We start from the raw sequence: 18,230 nt of genomic DNA on the forward strand, positions 1-18,230 counted from the left end.
ACTGCATATCAGCTATCCGGATTTCATCGGCGAAGTTAAACAGAAGATAACTGCCGTCACCCAGCGCGCCCTGCAGCTCCACCTTGCTGCTGCCGATATTGGTAAAGTTTCGTCCCCACTTGATCTGGGAACTGCCGGTGGCACCGTCGGCGATGATAAAGTCGTAGATACCGCCGGCCTGGCCGTTGTACATCAGGTTATTGGCCGTACCGCCCCAGTAGAAGGTGTCGTGGCCGGTGCCGCCGATCAGCAGGTTGCTGCCGCCGCCCCCGTTCAAATAACAGTTACCTGAACCGGCATAGATGATGTCGTTGCCGCTGCCGCCATAAAGCAGGCTGTTGCCGGTACCGCCGCTGATGTAGTTGTCGCCATTGCCGCCGAAGATAGAGCTGCTGCCTGAGCCGCCGACCAGCATATCGCCGTTGTTGCTGCCGATGACAACATCGTTGCCGCTGCCGCCAATGTAGAGAGCATTTTGTTTATCCTTGACATACTGCCCTACCTGAATGGTCTGCCCGGTGGACGTACCGAAAATCTCCACCTCCGGGATATTGGTCTGGATGCCGGCCCACACCTGGGTCGGCGGGCCATAGCTGCGGAACACGGCCGTACCGAGTCCGATATCACCGTCAAACTGCTTGAGCCCCACCGCAGTCCCTGACCACAGGGCATCCGATTGGTCGGGCTCATGGCGGTCGAACCGGGTGGCGCTGATATTGCTTAAACCGGAAAGAATTCCCTGCATATCGGGCGTAACGATGTTCAGCGAATTAGCCCCTAAGAGCGCCGTATATTCCACATCCTGCAAATCTTCCCGCGGCGTCAGGATCGCCGGTACGATGACATCAACCCCCACATGATTATCCTTGCTCGGATCGGCATTGTAATTGACGTGGCCCACCGGGTCCTGCTCGGTAATCAGGTTAATTACATTGCTGAACTGCTGCGGCTGAAAGGTGCTTACAATCGCCTTGGCCTGCTTCATCCGGTCCAGCAGGGTACCGGCACTAAGCTTGATGGTACCGCCGCTCGGCAGATGGATGGCATTGCCGGCCAATAACTGTTCCTCGGCATATTCCTTCAGGGCCCCCAGCATACCCGGCCCGGCCTCGGCTATCGTCGGCAGGGCAATTCCCGTATCGATAAAATACATACCCGACATCATCTGCGCCAGGCCGCCGCCCAGGGAATGGCCGGCCACGGAAATGCCGTATCCGGCAAACGTATGCTGCGCGTCGGCGACCATGGTCTTAAACTTCTGATACCCTTCCAGCATTTGCGGCGGAATTACGCCCAACCCGATTTGCAGGTCAGCCACACCGTCCTTGCTCAGCCAAAGCGGGCTTAAGTCACTGTTCGGCTGCGTCCCCTCCAGGGTAATCGCCACCTGCTTATTCGCCGCATCCACATAGACCGTGCTGTTATAGCCGCTGGTAGTTTCCACTGTCTGATAGACTTTCCATTTGCTTGTAATCGCCGGATTGGTCTTTTCCTTGGCGCTGTAAATCAGCCAGGACAAATCGCCGATGGAAGCGCCGCTCATAAACGTATTGACGACAACCTTGCCGGCGCCGCCGCTGATACTGCCGGGCTGTTCGGTAAATACCGGCTTTGCCGTCGTACCCGGCAAAGCGTTAAACAGGTTAAGCGCCGCCGATTGCGCCAGGGTAATCGGATACTCCATGATGTTTTTTAAATCGGTTGCCAAATCGGGCTGCTTGCCGAAAATGGCGGTTTGGGTATCACTGACGATCTGCTGCACCACCTTAGCCGGATCGGACACTACTTTGGCTGTCTGTTCACTGATCACCGTGCCCACATCCTTGGCCAATACCTGCAAGTCCAGCTTTAAGCTGCTTAAGCTCAGACCCATTTTTGCGCCACCTCCCTGCTGCCAGGCTGTTGTTGCGGGGTTTTCCTTTTTTCCACTCTGACACTCTCCCTTTGGTATATTTTATTTGAGGCGGAATGACCGCTTCAAAACTGTAATCTACCAATTACCCGGCGTATCTGACCAACACTCTGTCGCGGCAGTCTCGCCAACCCCTTCGCAGACCGGATCTGCCTCATCCGGGTTTTGCTGTTGATGCAGGGAATAATAAATCCCCCGCAAACGCATCAGCTCTTCATGTGACCCCTGCTCCATCACCCGGCCGCGATCCAGTACAATAATCTGATCGCAGTGGCGCACAGTGGACAGACGGTGAGCAATCATAATCAACGTCCTGCCGGCAGCCATCTGGTTCAAATTTTCCATAATCCTGCGCTCCGATTCATAATCCAGCGCACTGGTGGCTTCGTCAAAAATTAAAATCCGCGGATTGGTCAGCAAGGCCCTGGCAATAGCCAGACGCTGACGCTGGCCGCCCGACAGGGCGCTGCCCCGCTCACCGACCGACGTATCATAGCCCTGGGCCATCTCACTGATAAACTCATGAGCGCCGCTCATGCGGGCCGCCTTTACTACATCGGCAATCGGTGCCCCCGGACAGGCCGCGGCAATATTTTCCCGTACCGTTCCGTTAAACAAAAATGTGTCCTGCAGTACAACGCCAATTTGCCGTCGTAACCAGGCGGGCTCCACCTGGGCCAAGTCCACTCCGTCAATCATTATGCGGCCTGATTCGGGCACATATAAACGCTGCATCAATTTGGTCAGCGTGCTTTTACCGGAGCCGGAACGGCCGACAATTCCCACGCTGCTTTCCGCCCGGATTTGCAGCTTTACCTGGTGCAGCACCTCACCGGCATCCTGCCGGTAGCGGAAAGTAACCCGGTCAAACACTATATCGCCCCGCACCGCCGGCAGGGTGGTGCGGTTGGGATTAAACGCCGGCTCCGCCGTTTCATTCATAATATCGCCCAACCGTTCTACCGACACGCCAACCTGCTGGAAGCTTTGCCATAAACTGACCAGCCGCAAAACAGGAGCAAAAATCTGACCGGCCAGCATCTGAAACGCCATCAGGCCGCCCACACTTAGTGAATCGCCCATCACCTGCCGGGCACCGAACCACAAAACCAGCAAAATGAAAAACTGCTGAATAAAACCGCCGGTGCTGCCGGCAACATTGGCCAGGTTCGCGGTACGGAAGGAGGTTTCAATATAGCGGGCCAGGCGCTGCTCCCATTCCTGCAGCAATTGCGGCTCCACAGCCAGCGCTTTCACCGTGTGAATACCGGTCACCATTTCAATGAGAAAAGTCTGGTTTTCCGTGCCTGCGGCAAACTGCTCCTGCAACCGGCTGCGATACAGTGGTGTGACCACCGCATTCAGCAGAATATAAAGCGGTAAAATCAACAGAGCGATTACGCTCAGCGTTGTGCTGTATAAAAACATGGCTAACATATACACCACGGTAAATACCACATCAAGCACCACGGTAATCGCCGATCCGGTAATAAACTGCCGCACATTCTCCAGTTCCCGGACCCGGGCCACCACCTCGCCAACCTGCCAGGTTTCAAAATATTTTACCGGCAGGGCGGTGATCTGACGAAACAGTTTGGCGCCCAGCATGACATCAACCTGATTGGTGGCATGGGTAAACAAAAAAGTCCGCACGCCCGTAATCCAGGTTTGAAAGAGCGAAACAACAATCATGCCCGAAAGCATCGCATCAAGGGAGTTCACACTGTGATGCACCAGAACGTCATCAATAATCCGCTGGGTGAAAAACGGGCTGGCCAGCCCGAATAGCTGCAGCAGGAACGACAAGCCCAGCACTTTCCCCCATAAATTCCGATAACGCCAGATTAGCGGAATGAACCAGGACAAGCCAAACCTTTTCTGTTTTTCCGCCGTCCCCAGGCGGCGGGTAAACAAAACCAGTTCGCCGCTCCAGGCTTGTAAAAAACTGTCCCGTGGTAACGCAACAGGCTGTTCCCGGCCGGGATCAACAAGCATCGCCGCTTCCCCGTCCCATTTTCCCAGTACCACATATTTGCCGTTTTTTAATAGGGCTATGGCCGGCAGGGCCATTCGATCCAGCCGCACCGCGTCACCTTTAAACGCCCGGGCCTTGAAGCCCAGCCCCCGGGCGGCCCGTACCAGCATGAGCGTATCCATTTTCCCGGCCTTTACCACATAAGCCCGGCGCAGTTGCTCCTCCACGGCGGGAATACCGTAATAGCCGGCCACGATAAGCAGGCATTTCAAGGCGGTGTCCAATTTATCCGCGCCAGGCGGCAGCGTGCCATTTGTCATCATGACCGCTCCCTCAGTGCCTCACTGCGGTATTGCTGAAACACATCCAGAAAATATTCAATCACCCGTTTACGCCGGATTTTAATTTCCGCCGTGGCAGTCATGCCGGGATTCAGTAACACTTCCCGTCCGGCCGCCCGGAAGGAAGGCTCCTGCAGAGCCAGCACCACCCGGTATAGCCGTCCCTTTTCCTTATCCTCCACCGCGTCAGGACTGATTTCAATGACCTCACCGGGCACCGTCCCATATTTTTGAAAGTTAAAGGTTTCCACTTTGATTTCCGCCGCTTGTCCTGGCTGGATAAAACCGATATCCTTATTGGCCACCCAGGCTTCCAACTGCAGCCTTGTATCAGCCGGCACAACCTCGAGCAGCGCTTCGGCGGCGGTAACAATCCCACCGACGGTATGCACCGCCAACTGGCTCACCCGGCCGTCAACCGGTGAAGTAATGGCGGACAGCCGATTCTTTTCCTCCGCTTTTTTCAACTCTTCCAAGCTGGCTTGCAGCGCCTTGCTGTCTTCCTGGAGTTTATCATGAATGCCGCGCAGCCACTCGGCGTTCACATTAGCCAGCGTATCCTCACTTTGCCGGAGTGACCACTCCAGCCGTTCAATCTCCTTTTGCTGGCTGGCCAGTTCCTTCTCCGATTCCAGTCTCTTCTGCCGGTAATCAAGCAGCACAAAACTAGCCACCGCATCCAATTTAACCAGTTCGGCCACTTTCCGCTCCCGTTCCTGGGCAATCTCCTGCAACGGCAGCAGCTTCTCATAAACGCTCCGGGCATTCTCCAGACTTACCTGGTTTTGCTTTACATTGGCCGCGGCAGCCGACAGCCTGGTCTGATATTCCAATTTCCTGCTTTGATAAAGCATCTGCTGCAACACGGCATCCCGTTCATCCAGCTCCGGATATTGTTTCGCCAGAAACGGCCGGTTTGCCGCTTCCGCCGACAGCCGGTCCATCTCCAGGCTATACAGGGCAATTTCTTTCTTAATTCGTGCCAAATCGGCCGCCGGCATGGTCGCGTCCAGTTCAATCAGCAGTTGTCCCCGTTTAACCGTATCGCCTTCTTTGACACAAATAGCCTTGATCACTCCTTTATCTTCAGCCTGCACAATTTTCACATTTCCCGTAGGAATCAGCTTGCCTGGCGCCACGGCGACTTCATCCAGTGAGCCGGCCACCGCCCAAACCAGCGTACAGCCGATCAGTACCAGCAACGTCCACAATACCACCCGGCTGGCCGGGGCGGGAGGCTTTTCCACCACTTCCAGGGCAGCCGGTAAAAATTCCGTCTCCTCCTGCCGCCAGCCTTTTCGCGCCGGCAAATCAAACCATTTTGCCATCAATTTTTTTATTTTCATGCTGCTTCCCACTCTCTTGCTGCCGATATAAGTGATAATACATGCCCTGCTTGCCCATCAGCGCCTCATGACTTCCCATCTCCACGGCCTTCCCCTGTTCCATGACCAGAATGGCTTCACACTGTCTGATCGTGGAAAAGCGGTGGGCGATCAGGATTAATGTCCTGCCTGCGGCGATTTGCGCCAAATTATCGGTAATGATCCGTTCCGATTCATAGTCCAGCGCGCTGGTCGCTTCGTCAAAAATCAGCACCTTCGGCTCGTTGATCAGCGCCCTGGCAATGGCAATCCGCTGCCGCTGGCCCCCGGACAAGGCGGCGCCCCGTTCGCCGACTTTCGTATCATAGCCCTCGGGCAGTTCCAGAATAAATTCATGAGCCCCCGCCCGCTGAGCTGCCGCAATAACCTGTTCCACCGGCGCCCCGGGGCAGGACCAGGCAATATTCTCCCTGACCGAGCCGGTAAACAGAAAGCTCTCCTGCAGCACCACGCCGATCTGGCGGCGCAGCCAGCTCGGGTCGAGCTGCCGCACGTCGGTTCCTCCAATGCAAACCCGGCCGCTTTCAGGCAAATAGAGGCGTTGAATCAGCTTGGCAACCGTGCTCTTGCCCGACCCGGACCGGCCTACAATTCCCAGCCTCATGCCGGGACGAATGGTCATGTTCACGCCATCCAGCACCTTTTTCCCAGCCGCCTGATAGCGAAACACCACATCCTCCAAAACAATGCCGTCGCAGACAGCAGGCAAAGCCGCCGGCTGATTTGCCCATACCTGTTCCGGCGGTGTATTCAGAATGTCGCCAAGCCGTTCCACCGAAAGAAATGCCTGTTGAAAGACCTGCCACAGGCCGGTCAGGCGGTACAGCGGCTGACTGGCCTGGCTGGCCAGCATTTGAAAAGCGATCAGTTCCCCTACCGTCATTTCACCCTGCATGACTTTGTGACCGCCAAACAGCAGCACGGCTAAACCGGCCATATTTTGAACTAAGCTGCCTGAACCGTTCAGGACCATATTGAAGCGGGCACTTTGAAAGACGGTCCGGACGTATTTTGCCATCAGGCTCTCCCAGCGGTCATTGAATTGCGGCTCCAGCGCCAGAGCTTTGATGGTCTGCACTCCGGTAACCGCTTCCACCAGAAAGGCATTGCTTTCTGCGCCGCTGCTCCATACCGCCTCCAGGCGTTTGCGATAAACCGGCGTCGCCAGCACATTTTGCAGCAGATACAGCGGTATGGCCGCAAGCGCCAGCAAGGTAAGGGAAACGCTGTAGTGCAGCATAACCAGCACAAAAACAATCGAAAACAAAGTATCCAGCACCACCGTTGGCGAAGAGCCGGTTAAAAACTCCCGCACACTTTGCAGCGCCGACAGGCGGGCCAGCGTATCGCCGACCCTTCTTAACTCAAAATAGCGCAGCGGCAGGGACAGCAGGTGGCGGAACACGCGGGCGCCCAGAATGATGTCAACCTTATTGCTCATATGCGTTGATAAATAAGTCCGCAGCAAGGTCATCACGGCCTGGAACAAGGCGGCAGCCAGCAAAGCCAGGGCCAGGACATCCAGGGTTGCCACGCCCTTATGGAGCAGCACTTTATCGACAATCACCTGCGTAAACAACGGGGTGATCAGACCGAACAGCTGCAAGCAAAAGGACGCCAGCACAATTTCACCCAGAAACCGTTTATACCGTAAAATGACCGGAATAAACCAGGCCAAATTAAACCGGGCTCCCGCCTCTTTGAAGGAAAAGGGGCGCCTAAGTACAACCGCCCGGCCTGACCAACGGCTCATGAATTGAGTCAATGGTTCCGCCCGGGGCTCTTGCTGACGGAAATCATAGACCATAATATGAGTGGCGTTGGACTGACCGATAACACAGCAGGTACCGTTCCGCATAATCGCGATAGAGGGTACCGGCAGTTGATTCACCGCAAGCTGCCCCGGGAAGGTTACTTTCGCCTTCAACCGGCAGACTTTAGCCATATGCTTAAAATCAGCCTCCCGGAATACGCCTTTCTGGCCCATCGCTTTATAGAGCTCAGTTTCCCCTACCGTCATTCCCCAGGTGCCGGCCACTATCGCCAACGCCCGCACCGCCGTCTCCTTATCAAGGACCACTGGCGTTGACTGATCGCGTTTTATCGCTTGCATGTCTGTCTTATCCCCCGTGTATTCTTTCGCGTAGTCCGCCGCCCGTCATATCCGGCGGAATATTCCAAAAATAAAACCCGGCAAATAAGCACTTCCGGCGAAAACTGCCACCTGCTTAGATCCGGTTCGATACATTTTTTCATAACTAAAAAAGTCTAAAAATAACTTCTCCAGCCATTGCCGGCTGAATAAAAGTTAATTTTAGACTTCTCTACCTTAACGTCTCTTATATATGGTTTTCCATTTTTTTCATTTTAATTTTATTTGAAAATTCAAATATTGTCAACGATTGTTTTTACAAATGTAAATGTATTCTTGGATTCTTACCGTTTTTCTAATAACAAAAAACACATTTAGGCTGATAACGGCACATTTGATAACATGTCCGTCACCGCTAAACGTGTTTTATCTGTCGGCAGTTATGCCGGCGATAGCCGCTTTATTCCACTTTTATAGCCGGCCCGGCGGTGAAGAAATCGACCTTCCGTTTTACAACAGACTCCGGCAATAATTCCAGGGCTTCCGGCACCGGCAAGGGCTTGCTTAAATAAAACCCCTGGTAGTAATCACAGCCCCGACCGATTAAACTGCGGAGCTGTTCCAGCCGCTCCACGCCTTCCGCTACCACCTGATAGCCCATTTGCTGCGCTATTTGGATAATTCCTGCCGCAAGCACTTCACCTTTCCCCCCCTCCGCCTCACCTAACACATCAATAAACGATTTGTCCAGTTTAAGCACGTCAATTGGTAAATGCCGCAGATAGGTAAGTGAAGAATAGCCTGTGCCGAAATCATCGAGTGAGATTTTGATTCCCAGCGCCTTTAATTGTTCCAGAATTCCGACGCAGGCTTTAAAGTCGGCGGCCAGCACGCTTTCGGTAATTTCCATACCCAGGCAGCTTGCGGGAATGTCCTGCTCATTCAGAATGCCGCATACCTTATCAACAAAACCGTTGCCCAAAAGCTGACGCATGGAGATATTGACAAATACCGTAACCGCTCTGCCGGTATCCCCGATCGCCGTGGCAATAAAACGGCAGGCTTCCCGGATCGCCCATTCGCCAAGGGGAATAATAAAGCCGCTTTCCTCTGCCACCGGAATAAATTCGGCCGGTGATACAAGTCCCAGTGTATCACTGTGCCAGCGTGCCAAGGCCTCAAAACTGGCCAGGTGGATATGCCCGTCGGCAATCCGGTACACCGGCTGATAAACCAGATACAGTTCCTGCTTTTGCAGTGCTCTCCGCAAGCCATTTTTTAGCCTTACCCGGCATTCGGTCTCGGCCTGCATGGCCGGCTCATACAGCAAAAACCGTTGCTTTCCCTGCTTTTTTGCCGCATGAGCCGCTAAGTCCGCCTTTTGCAGCAACGCCAAAACATCCTGTCCGTATCCAGAATACGCCACCAGCCCGCCACTGGCGTGAACTACCATGGTTCCCAGAGGGGTTTCCAGTAAACAGCTCGTCAGTCTTTGCAAATAGTTCCGGGCACCGGCCTCATTAATTTCCGGCAAAAAGAGCAGAAACACATCTCCGCTCATTCGCCCGGCCACCGGTTGACCGGCCTGCAAGGTCTTCAATTGCCAGGCAAAGGCCTTGAGCACCTCATCACCGGCTTGATATCCCTGCACATCGTTTATCAATTTAAAATCATCCACGTCAATAACAGCCAGATAGCCTCGTACCAGACCGTCTTGCGTCAACGCCTGAAAGGCCTCCAAGAAGCCTTGCCGGTTATATAACCCGGTGAGATGATCATGAGTCATCTGATACCGTTCCTCTTCGCTGCAACGCTTTAATTCACTGATGTCGGCGATAGCACCAACCACGCGATGCGGCCGGCCGGCTTCATCGGTTTCCACCGTCCGGGCGCGGCTCAGCACCCAGAGATATCCGTTATCACCGTTTTTGAGACGAAACTCGCAGGAAAAATCCGGTGTCCCGCCTGAAAGGTATTCCTGCCAGGCCTGATCACAACGCGGCCGGTCCTCAGCCAGCACCAGTTCCCACAAATGCCGGATACAACCCACCTCCGGCATTTGAAACACCTTGCTGTCTGAAGGAGATACCAAAAATTCACCTGACGCCAAATCCAATTCCCACAGGGCATTCTGCGAAGCCTCAATCGCCAGCTTAAAGCGTCTTTCGCTAATCCGCAGCGCCGCTTCCTTCCGCCTGAGTTCCTCATACTGAACATGCAGTGCTTTTTCCGAAGCCACTACCTGTTGATATAGCGAATGCATCTCTTCGGTCTGCGCCTGCGATTCTTTAAACATATGTAAAAACCCGCTCCGCATGTTTTCTAAACAGACAGACAAGGTTCTAAACTCCCGTTCCCGGAAAATAGGGAACGAAACCTGCCGGTTGCCTGCTCCGACTTGTTCCGCCACAGCCGTCAGTGCCGCCAAAGGTCGTGAATAATATTGCAGCAGCAGGCTAATGCCCATGAGGGAAATAAGCAGCGTCACTGTGGCGATGACTGCGGACTGGGCAATCACGCCCTGCTGATGGGCGAGAAAAAGTTCTTCCGGGACAAGCGTTGCAAAGATCCAGCCGGCGGCGGAAAGGTTTTGATAAAATACCTTATAGGATTTTCCCGCCCAGTCAACCCAACCTTGCCCCGTTCCGTTCCCGGCTATGGCCTGCAGCAGGACAGCCGGTGGAAGCGGCTGCCGGGGCGGCGCATTGCCGGCATATAAAACATCACCGACCGTATCCAGCAGAAGCTGTTGCGGCGGGGCGGCCGCCATGGCCGGTTCCATCTGATCTCCCAGATCCTGTGCCAGTTCGTCGTCAAATTGGCGGGCTACAGTCGTCAACTTTTCTTGCAAGCCGGCCTCACCGTAAGCATCCCCTTCGCCGGTTACCCGAGCGGACGGGGTTTCCTGCAAGCTTGGCCGGGTAGCAAGCCAAGCTTGCAAAGACAAGGCTGTCCCCCGGTTTTTTTCCACCATTAGCCGGAAAGCATACTGCTCCCAGTTGGAATGGGCCTGATAGCAAAGAATTGCCGTCACAAAACCTACGCTCATTACTAAAAGAATTGTCATAAACAAAGTTACTTTTGTTTTCAGGCTCATTCCATCCCACCTTTTGCGTCGAAAAACTTGATGCCAGCCTTCCCGCCGACTGTCCGGTTCGCGTATGTAGCATTTTGTCAGATTATGTCTTTCCTTGTCCTGACTTTCCTATTATACAGTGAAATAGTTATAAATTCCTAGTTAAATTTGATCACAAAAAACACGCCCTGCCATATCCGGCTAGGGCGTGTTCTTTGCTATCTGTTCTGTTGTCCCGTAAACCGGCAACCGCCTATCTGTCCACGGCGGCTGCACCGTCTACAAAGGCTAGCGCCGCCTTGGCCACAGCCTCGGGCATGGCGGCTCCGGCGGCCGTGACCGTTTCACCGTCATTCCGGGAAAAGGTCACCCGGTATGGCGCTGCCGCGTCGTCCATTGTCACCACATCATAGCGGCAGCCCCGTTTTTTCATTTCAGCAATCACTTGTTCGGCCGCCGCCTGATCAGTAGAAAAGCAGGGTACCGCCTCCGCATGATTTTCCCGCTCTTTCAACGCCCAAAACTGGTCCGGCTTCACCGCCACGTAAACTCCACCGGAAGCCTCGATATCACCGGCTGTTCCCAGCCATTTGACGGCCAGCTCGGCGCTGAATTGCAGCAAATGTTTTAACCAAATATAGCCCATTACTTGTAGCGCTACTTGAATATCAAGATCCCTGCCAGGACGCTGAACCACCGGCCTGCCCTGTTCCATGTTGCTTAGCCTCCTTCTCCCGTCTGTTTCACCGCGGTGAAACAGTTTAACCTTGCCAGTCCTTACAGACATCGACCCATTTCTCACTCCGGGAATACTCATATAACTCGTCACAATTTAATTCAATGGCTGAATTGCTGCTGCCGCAGGCGGGAAACACCGTTTGAAACCTTTTAAGCGAAACATCGGCAAAAACGCTGACTTTTGTATTGTCAATGGCAAAGGGGCATACGCCGCCTACGGCATGTCCCGTTGCCGCCAACACTTCGTCGGCCGTTAACATTCTTGCCTTGCAGCCAAACTCCGTCTTGAATTTTGCATTATCCACCCGGCTGTCACCGGCAGTTACCAAGAGAACACAGCCATCGTCCCGCTTGAACGAGAGCGTCTTGGCAATTCGCGCCGGAATAACCCCGGCCGCTTGTGCCGCCAATTCAACCGTTGCGCTGGACACAGGGAATTCCAAAATATCCTGTTCCCGGCCATGAGCCCTAAAATATGCTTTCACCGCTTCAATTGCCATAGTCTGTCTCCTATAAACCTCCAGTTACAAAAACTGTTTATTTTATATTTTTTTATTATACTGCACAACTGCCGGGCGTACAATGTATGCCGCTAAACAGCCCTAAGAAATATCCGTACCAGTTCGGGGTCAAACTGGCTGCCCGAACAGTTTTCAAGTTCCTGCCGGGCAGCCTCCGGTGACCGGCCCCGCCGGTAGCTGGTATGACGCTGCATGGAGTCATACGCATCGGCAATGGCCACAATCCGGCTAACCAGGGGAATCTCCTCTCCTTTCAGACGGTTGGGGTAACCTTCTCCATCCCAGCGTTCATGATGGGAAATAATCAGTTCGGCACAGGCCTGCAGATCGGGCACGGTTTTGGCCAACCGTCCTCCGATTCCGGGGTGCAGCCTGATTTCCTCCCATTCTTGCTCATTCAGAGGCTCAGCCTTCGTCAAAATGTGGCGGTCCACACCAATCTTGCCAACATCGTGATACTGGGCGACGAGTTCGATCTGCCGCATTTGCAGATCATCCAGTTTCAGGGCCCGTCCCAGCAGTTGGCTCCATTTTTTTACCCCTTCTAAATGTTCCAGATATCTATCGTCATACTCCGCCACCGTTTTCATAAACGCGGCGAGCAGCCAGCGGCGGTTACGGCTGCGGTTGCGTTCTTTCTCCTGATACATATAGTTATCGGCCTCACTCACCATCTCCTCCAGCTCAAAAGGCGGCTTGGCCGCCACACCGCCGGTTGATAGAAAGAGAGGATGGCCGGGCTGCCGGTGATTGTGCTCGTCCACCCGCTGATAGAGAGCGAGTACCTGGGCCCGCATGGACTCTGTCGTTACATTGGGCAGCAGAACGACAAATTCGTCGCCGCCAATCCGGGCCACCGTCGCCGTGGGCGGAAAGCTATCCATCAACAGTCGCGCCGCTGTCTTGATCAGACCGTCCCCCGCCTTGTGCCCCAGCGTGTCGTTTACCAGTTTCAGTCCATCCACATCGCAGACGACAACCGCAACAGGCTGCTGCAACGCCTGCAGCCGCTCCAGTTCGGCCTCATAATAGGTCCGGTTGTAGAGCTGGGTCAGTTGGTCGCGAATGCTTAAGGTCCGGTATTTGCTCTCTGCCACCGACAAGGCTTCATTAATGTTATGCAGCAATTTGACGTGCTCGTGGATGGTACCCAGCATGATATTAAAGGCATTGCACAGCCCCCGGATTTCAGCCGGCGCAAACTGGAACTCCCGCTCAGGCACGGCATGTTCATACTCTCCCTTTTGGGTGCGCTGCAATGCGACAAACAACATGGCAATCGGCTTCTCAATATTTTTGGCAATCAGGCGGGCGACGCATAAGGCCAGGAATAAAATAATCAGGCTGCCAAGCAAAGCCCGGATCAGAATGTCATAGAGCGGCGCCAGCACCTCCGCTTGCTCCACTTCAAAAATAATGCCCCAGTTGCGTTCGGGAATCCACTGGTAGGCCCCGACAACCGGGCGACCGGCCTGGTTAATATACCTCTTTGCCCCGGAAATTCCCGTCTTGGCCTGCCGGTAGCCCTCGTCTTCCGCCAGCGAAATATCCTGCCCGTCGCCCGGGCTGGATTTAGCCAGCACCGTTCCCTGCTCATCTACCAGATAAGCTTTGCCGGTTGTGCCGAATTCCAGGTTTTGAATAATGCCGTCCAGCTTTTGCAAAGTCACTGTGCCAAACACAATGCCGCGAATCTCGTTTTGATAATCAAACACCGGCTTGGCAAGGATAACAATTTTCCGTCCCGTGGCCCGGCCGGTCAATATTCCGGTAATTACCGACTGGCCGGCCATGCCGAGACGAAAATAGTCACGGTTCTTTACGTCCGTTCCCGGCTGCGCCACCGTGTCGACCACCGTCTTACCGCTTTGATCCACAAAGGCATAGCCTTCAAATTCCTTACTGCTGGCTAACCCGGCCTGAAAATCATTCAACATGCCGGTAAGATTTCCCGTTCGCACCGTTTGTAGCCGCGTTATCGTTTCCAAGTCATCCGACCGGTCCTGAAACCATTCGTCAATCAACTGTGATTGCAGGGCAACCGACCGGTGCATTGCCTGCTCGCTCTCGATCAGGCGAAGTTCCCGCTCATGCCAGGTGTATAAGAGACACAGGCTGATGCTGACGGTAACCAGCACAACGGAAATAAGAAACTGCAAATGCGAGCCGATCGTTTGTCGCTGCAGACAGGAATATAGTTTTCCCCTGATATATGCACGCATGCTGATAACCCCTTGCCTCGCACGGCGGGTAACTTGCTAGTTCGCGTCAAGTTCCGCCTGTGGCTAAAATACTTGTTATAGTTCGCCGGATAGGACCCGAACCCTTTTTCCCTGTCATTTGCCAAGGAATTCTTACACTATTCTATCCAGCCGTCCCACGATAAGACATAGCAAAAGCAGGGATGTCTTATCCCTTTCGGGTAAGCCATCCCTGCTGACAAGGCCCTTGTCGCTGCATTGCCATGATTTTCTTTATACCACGTGCTGTGCTGCACCGACTGAAATCTCGCTCCGGAGTGCCAGCGCACTTTTTTCGCCAAACAAGGTACTGATTAAATCCACTGTCCGTTGGGCACTGACGCCGCCTTTATCCAGCAGTGGATTGACTTCAACAAATTCGGCGGAAGTAATCTTTTGGGAGTTAAACAGCAGTTCGACGGCTTGCAGACTGTCAGCATAGCTGATGCCGGCACTCACCGGCGTACCTACGCCGGGAATTTCCGCCGGATCAATGCCGTCCAGATCAAAGCTGAGATGAATGCCGTCACAGCGTTCAGCCAGATAATCAAGCGCCGCCTGCATGACTTTATCTATGCCAAGCCGGCTGACATCGTCGGCCGAATACGCCTTAATCCGGGCATTGGCAATCAGTTCCTGCTCACCGGGATCAATATCCCGGACACCGATTAGCACAATATTTTCCGGCCGGACCTTGTGGCTGTAACCGCCGATCTGGGTCAGGCAAGCCGGCCCCAGTCCCATGCTGGCTGCCAGCGGCATTCCATGAATATTGCCGCTAGGCGAGGTCTCAGGGGTATTCATATCGGCATGCGCGTCATACCAGATGACCCCCAGATTCTTATAGTGCTTGGCAATGCCCGCCAGTGTACCGATGGCTATACTGTGGTCGCCACCCAATACCAGGGGAAATCGCCCTTTCTTTACCATATCGGAAACCTTTGCCGCCAACTTCTCATTAGCTTTGACAACGGCTTTAGTATTTTTCATGTTCTTATCTGCTAGTTTGCGCGGCCCGGCACTTCCCACCGGGACATTACCCTCATCGGCCACTTCCAGGCCAAGCTGCTTTAGACGGCCTGTCAAGCCGGCAAGCCGCAGTTCCGACGGCCCCAAATTGGTGCCATACCGCGTTTGTCCCAACCACATGGGGACCCCTAACATAGAAATTTTCTTTTTCATCGAACCATATCACCGCCTTACTAGATTCAATCGCGACCTTCATTGTACATCTTTTGGAGACAAAGTACAATATATGTTTTATATTTTCAGTACATATTTTTATCTGCATTTTTCGTCTTTTTTCCAAAGCCAATTCTAATAGTTCCCCGCGATAATAATGCTATGATGATTGCATGTAAACCAGCGGATTAGCCAGCTACGGTTTTTCGTTCCTCAGGCTGATGCGACCGCCCGTCAGGAAAGAAATCAAAGCGCCAAGTACCGCATAAAGGAGCACCTGCCATGACCGCTAAAATTGTCAGCTTTCCTACCTCCGATGATCAAATGCTGCAGGAAATGGATCGTTTGATCCGCGCCTACCTGTTTGAATTGACCGGCAATCCCGATCTGACTGAACAGGTCGGCGACCGGATGATTCATTTCGTGGCTAATTATGCCAATAAGACCTTCGAACCCTGCTTTAATCTACCCTTGCTGCCGGATATGCCGCAGGAACAGATCGATCACCTGATGAGCGCCATCGATGAAGGCTTCCAGCAAAATTGCCGGGAAATCAACGAAATGATCAGTAAAATCATTTTTGAACGGATGTATTTCGAGGTGGAATACTATGAACAATTTAATAGCCGTCCGCCCAGCACCTTAAGCCAAGTTAAAAACAGGCCGTAGCGGCTTCGGCAATCAAACAGGCGGGCTGTTCTGGATACATTCCAGGACAGCCCGCCTGTTTGATTTTTACATAGCCAGCAGCGCCGCCCGGATGTTCTCGGTGACAATGCCGCCATGATAGCAAACCATTCTTGCTATATCATAATTCAGAAACTTCCGGCTGGACTGCCAGGCCAGTTCCATATCCAGGGTATACTGCGGGTTAGCAAACAAGAGCCGGCCCGCCTCGGCTACCAGGGCATCGCCGGTAACCAGCGTCTTACTTTCCTTAAGGTATACCGAAATATGCCCGGGCATATGCCCCGGTGTGGCAATAATTTCGAGACCGCCGCCCCAGGGAAAGCAGTCCCTGTCCTGAACAAGAATATCCACTGTTGCCGGCTCCAGCGCTGCCAGCCGGTCTTGAAATTCCCTGGCCGTGGCTTTTTGCTCCTCCGGCAGGCCGGCATGCAGGGCTTCCGCCTGCTGCAGCCGCAGCGATTTTTTCTCGCCGGCGATATACGGCGCCTCTTCCCTGGCTGCCACTACCTGCACCCCGGGATAGGCTTTTTTGCAGGCGGCCAGCGAGCCCATATGGTCATAGTCGTGATGGGTGATGATGATTTTTGTCAGCCGGTCCAGCTCCACCCCCTGCTCTGCCGCAGCCTGCTTAAGCAAAGGCAAGCTGCCGGGATAACCACAGTCAATCAGTACAAGTTCCTTATCGTCGCTTACGATAACGGGATGCACCTCCTTGGGCACACCGGCTCCCTGCAGGGTTAACACAGTCACCAGATTCATTTTCCTTCCCCTCCTTCTGACGAATACAACCTGCCGTCTGGTTGAAACAAGCCGCCCTCTTGTCCTACGGCCGGCAAGATGGCGATCAGATCATCAATAAATCGCTTTACCGTCTGCAATTCTGCCGGACTGTACTGACCGAACTGGTTCGTAAACTGATCCCGCGCAATTCTATGCAGACGGGCATGGAGTCCAAAAGCCTGTTTGCCCAACGGCGTGAGGTTATAGTAGATTTCTTTTTGATTATCGGGCAGACGCCGCACTTCGATCAAATCTTTTTTAATTAATTTAGCAGCGATTTTGGATATGCCGCCTTTGGTCATGTTCATCTGCTTGGCAATGGCTGTCGTGTTCAAGCCGGCATGGCGTTCCATGCAGTCGAGAACATGACATTCGGTCAAGGACAGGCCGATCTGCTGCAGGCGCCCATCAATTTGCCCGGCCAACGCCGCCTGCAGCAAAACTTCCTCCTGTCCTTCCAGCGTCTCCACATGATACACCAGCGTTTCGATTTTACCGATTAACTCTTTCAGTTCTGCTTCTTTCTGCTTCATAGTCCCAACCCGCTCAATAGTATTTATGTCTATTATAGCGCATTAACCGGTAAAATAAAATAAATCCGCCCCGAATTGTTTACATGGAAACATTTTTCCGTTATAATAAAATTGTTTATAAGGAAACAATAAACTTAAAGGAGTGATCTAGCATGAAAATTGATCTATCGGTAACACTGACCGAAGACCTTTTGCAGTCATTTTTTCAGCTTGATGCAGCCGGTCAAATCCCTCCTGTCGGGAAATTCGGCCACATCGGAACACATTTTGATGTCATGGACAAAACCTTTTCCCTGGATAACACGGAGCGGGAAGGCATCCTGTTTGATGTCAGCCATATACGGGACAGAGAAATTGAAGTAACCGATATTGCTGCCACGGTCATTCAGGAGGATGACTTTGTTCTGTTTTATACAGGCTGGCTGCAAGAGCACCCCTATGGCAGTCCCGGTTATTTTAAAAATCATCCCGAGCTGTCTCAGGCACTGATCACCTCTTTGGTAAATAAAAAAGTAAGTCTCATCGGCGTGGATATGGCAGGAATCCGCCAGGCGGCAGGACACGCACAGGCCGACCAGTACTGCGCCGATCACCATATTTTCGTCATTGAAAACCTGGCCAATCTGGACATAGTAATGCAAAAAGCCCAGGGCCGTCGTTTCCTGGTCCATACCTATCCGGTCAATTACGCCGGCCTGTCCGGCCTCCCCTGCCGGGTAGTTGCCGAAATATAAAACACGAGTCCGAAAACCGCTTGCTACAGAT

The 18,230-nt window shown here is 53.3% G+C and carries 12 protein-coding genes and 1 pseudogene; 2 read left to right on the forward strand and 11 right to left on the reverse strand.

All coding sequences use genetic code 11. The features are described from left to right. The 9 genes and pseudogenes from F3H20_RS06295 to rocF form a co-directional block, all read right to left on the reverse strand. Positions 1-1,873: pseudogene (locus F3H20_RS06295) on the reverse strand (hypothetical protein); the annotation flags it as partial. Positions 1,874-1,990: 117 nt separating this feature from the next. Next, positions 1,991-4,210 (reverse strand): peptidase domain-containing ABC transporter, encoded by a 2,220-nt coding sequence (locus F3H20_RS06300; RefSeq protein ID WP_149734102.1) that lies wholly within the window; start codon positions 4,208-4,210, stop codon positions 1,991-1,993. Beyond that, complete coding sequence (locus F3H20_RS06305) at positions 4,207-5,574, reverse strand: HlyD family type I secretion periplasmic adaptor subunit (RefSeq protein WP_223191653.1); 1,368 nt, start codon at positions 5,572-5,574, stop codon at positions 4,207-4,209. The genes F3H20_RS06300 and F3H20_RS06305 overlap by 4 nt, the downstream gene beginning before the upstream one ends. Next, a complete protein-coding gene (locus F3H20_RS06310) occupies positions 5,540-7,726 on the reverse strand; it encodes a peptidase domain-containing ABC transporter (RefSeq protein ID WP_149734103.1) in 2,187 nt (728 codons plus the stop codon). Before F3H20_RS06310 ends, F3H20_RS06305 begins: the two co-directional genes overlap by 35 nt. Positions 7,727-8,165: 439 nt before the next feature. Continuing rightward, on the reverse strand, positions 8,166-10,802 hold the full coding sequence (locus F3H20_RS06315) for an EAL domain-containing protein (protein WP_149734104.1): 2,637 nt from the start codon (positions 10,800-10,802) through the stop codon (positions 8,166-8,168). Positions 10,803-11,034: 232 nt separating this feature from the next. Then, complete coding sequence (locus F3H20_RS06320) at positions 11,035-11,496, reverse strand: hypothetical protein (RefSeq protein WP_149734105.1); 462 nt, start codon at positions 11,494-11,496, stop codon at positions 11,035-11,037. A gap of 46 nt (positions 11,497-11,542) precedes the next feature. Then, positions 11,543-12,019: a YbaK/EbsC family protein gene (locus F3H20_RS06325; RefSeq protein ID WP_149734106.1), complete on the reverse strand. Its 477-nt coding sequence runs from the start codon at positions 12,017-12,019 to the stop codon at positions 11,543-11,545. 92 nt (positions 12,020-12,111) lie between these two features. Then, positions 12,112-14,262 (reverse strand): diguanylate cyclase domain-containing protein, encoded by a 2,151-nt coding sequence (locus F3H20_RS06330; RefSeq protein ID WP_149734107.1) that lies wholly within the window; start codon positions 14,260-14,262, stop codon positions 12,112-12,114. A gap of 252 nt (positions 14,263-14,514) precedes the next feature. Then, a complete protein-coding gene (gene rocF / locus F3H20_RS06335) occupies positions 14,515-15,462 on the reverse strand; it encodes an arginase (RefSeq protein WP_149734108.1) in 948 nt (315 codons plus the stop codon). 282 nt (positions 15,463-15,744) lie between these two features. Here rocF and F3H20_RS06340 point away from each other — a divergent pair, with 282 nt between their 5' ends. Further along, a complete protein-coding gene (locus F3H20_RS06340) occupies positions 15,745-16,131 on the forward strand; it encodes a hypothetical protein (protein ID WP_149734109.1) in 387 nt (128 codons plus the stop codon). Between the two features lie 66 nt (positions 16,132-16,197). Here the strand turns inward: F3H20_RS06340 and F3H20_RS06345 are convergent, their stop codons facing one another. Both F3H20_RS06345 and F3H20_RS06350 read right to left on the reverse strand, forming a co-directional pair. Continuing rightward, positions 16,198-16,911, reverse strand: coding sequence for an MBL fold metallo-hydrolase (locus F3H20_RS06345; protein WP_149734110.1), 714 nt, complete (start codon positions 16,909-16,911; stop codon positions 16,198-16,200). After that, a complete protein-coding gene (locus F3H20_RS06350; protein WP_149734111.1) occupies positions 16,908-17,465 on the reverse strand; it encodes a MarR family winged helix-turn-helix transcriptional regulator in 558 nt (185 codons plus the stop codon). Before F3H20_RS06350 ends, F3H20_RS06345 begins: the two co-directional genes overlap by 4 nt. Positions 17,466-17,617: 152 nt before the next feature. On the opposite strand from F3H20_RS06350, the gene F3H20_RS06355 reads away from it, so the two are divergent. After that, positions 17,618-18,199 carry a cyclase family protein gene (locus F3H20_RS06355; RefSeq protein WP_149734112.1) on the forward strand — a complete coding sequence of 194 codons (582 nt, stop codon included), beginning with the start codon at positions 17,618-17,620 and terminating at the stop codon, positions 18,197-18,199. Positions 18,200-18,230: the final 31 nt, after the last annotated feature.

The sequence above is a fragment of the Propionispora hippei DSM 15287 genome, from assembly GCF_900141835.1.
Lineage (GTDB): Bacteria > Bacillota > Negativicutes > Propionisporales > Propionisporaceae > Propionispora > Propionispora hippei.

Excerpts from the sequence above, each read along its gene's own strand:
- F3H20_RS06300 (WP_149734102.1), bottom strand. The coding sequence starts at position 4,210 with ATGATGACAAATGGCACGCTGCCGCCTGGCGCGGATAAATTGGACACC.
- F3H20_RS06305 (WP_223191653.1), bottom strand. The coding sequence starts at position 5,574 with ATGAAAATAAAAAAATTGATGGCAAAATGGTTTGATTTGCCGGCGCGA.
- F3H20_RS06350 (WP_149734111.1), bottom strand. The coding sequence starts at position 17,465 with ATGAAGCAGAAAGAAGCAGAACTGAAAGAGTTAATCGGTAAAATCGAA.
- F3H20_RS06340 (WP_149734109.1), top strand. The coding sequence starts at position 15,745 with ATGACCGCTAAAATTGTCAGCTTTCCTACCTCCGATGATCAAATGCTG.
- F3H20_RS06320 (WP_149734105.1), bottom strand. The coding sequence starts at position 11,496 with ATGGAACAGGGCAGGCCGGTGGTTCAGCGTCCTGGCAGGGATCTTGAT.
- F3H20_RS06310 (WP_149734103.1), bottom strand. The coding sequence starts at position 7,726 with ATGCAAGCGATAAAACGCGATCAGTCAACGCCAGTGGTCCTTGATAAG.
- rocF (WP_149734108.1), bottom strand. The coding sequence starts at position 15,462 with ATGAAAAAGAAAATTTCTATGTTAGGGGTCCCCATGTGGTTGGGACAA.
- F3H20_RS06355 (WP_149734112.1), top strand. The coding sequence starts at position 17,618 with ATGAAAATTGATCTATCGGTAACACTGACCGAAGACCTTTTGCAGTCA.
- F3H20_RS06325 (WP_149734106.1), bottom strand. The coding sequence starts at position 12,019 with ATGGCAATTGAAGCGGTGAAAGCATATTTTAGGGCTCATGGCCGGGAA.
- F3H20_RS06330 (WP_149734107.1), bottom strand. The coding sequence starts at position 14,262 with ATGCGTGCATATATCAGGGGAAAACTATATTCCTGTCTGCAGCGACAA.
- F3H20_RS06345 (WP_149734110.1), bottom strand. The coding sequence starts at position 16,911 with ATGAATCTGGTGACTGTGTTAACCCTGCAGGGAGCCGGTGTGCCCAAG.
- F3H20_RS06315 (WP_149734104.1), bottom strand. The coding sequence starts at position 10,802 with ATGAGCCTGAAAACAAAAGTAACTTTGTTTATGACAATTCTTTTAGTA.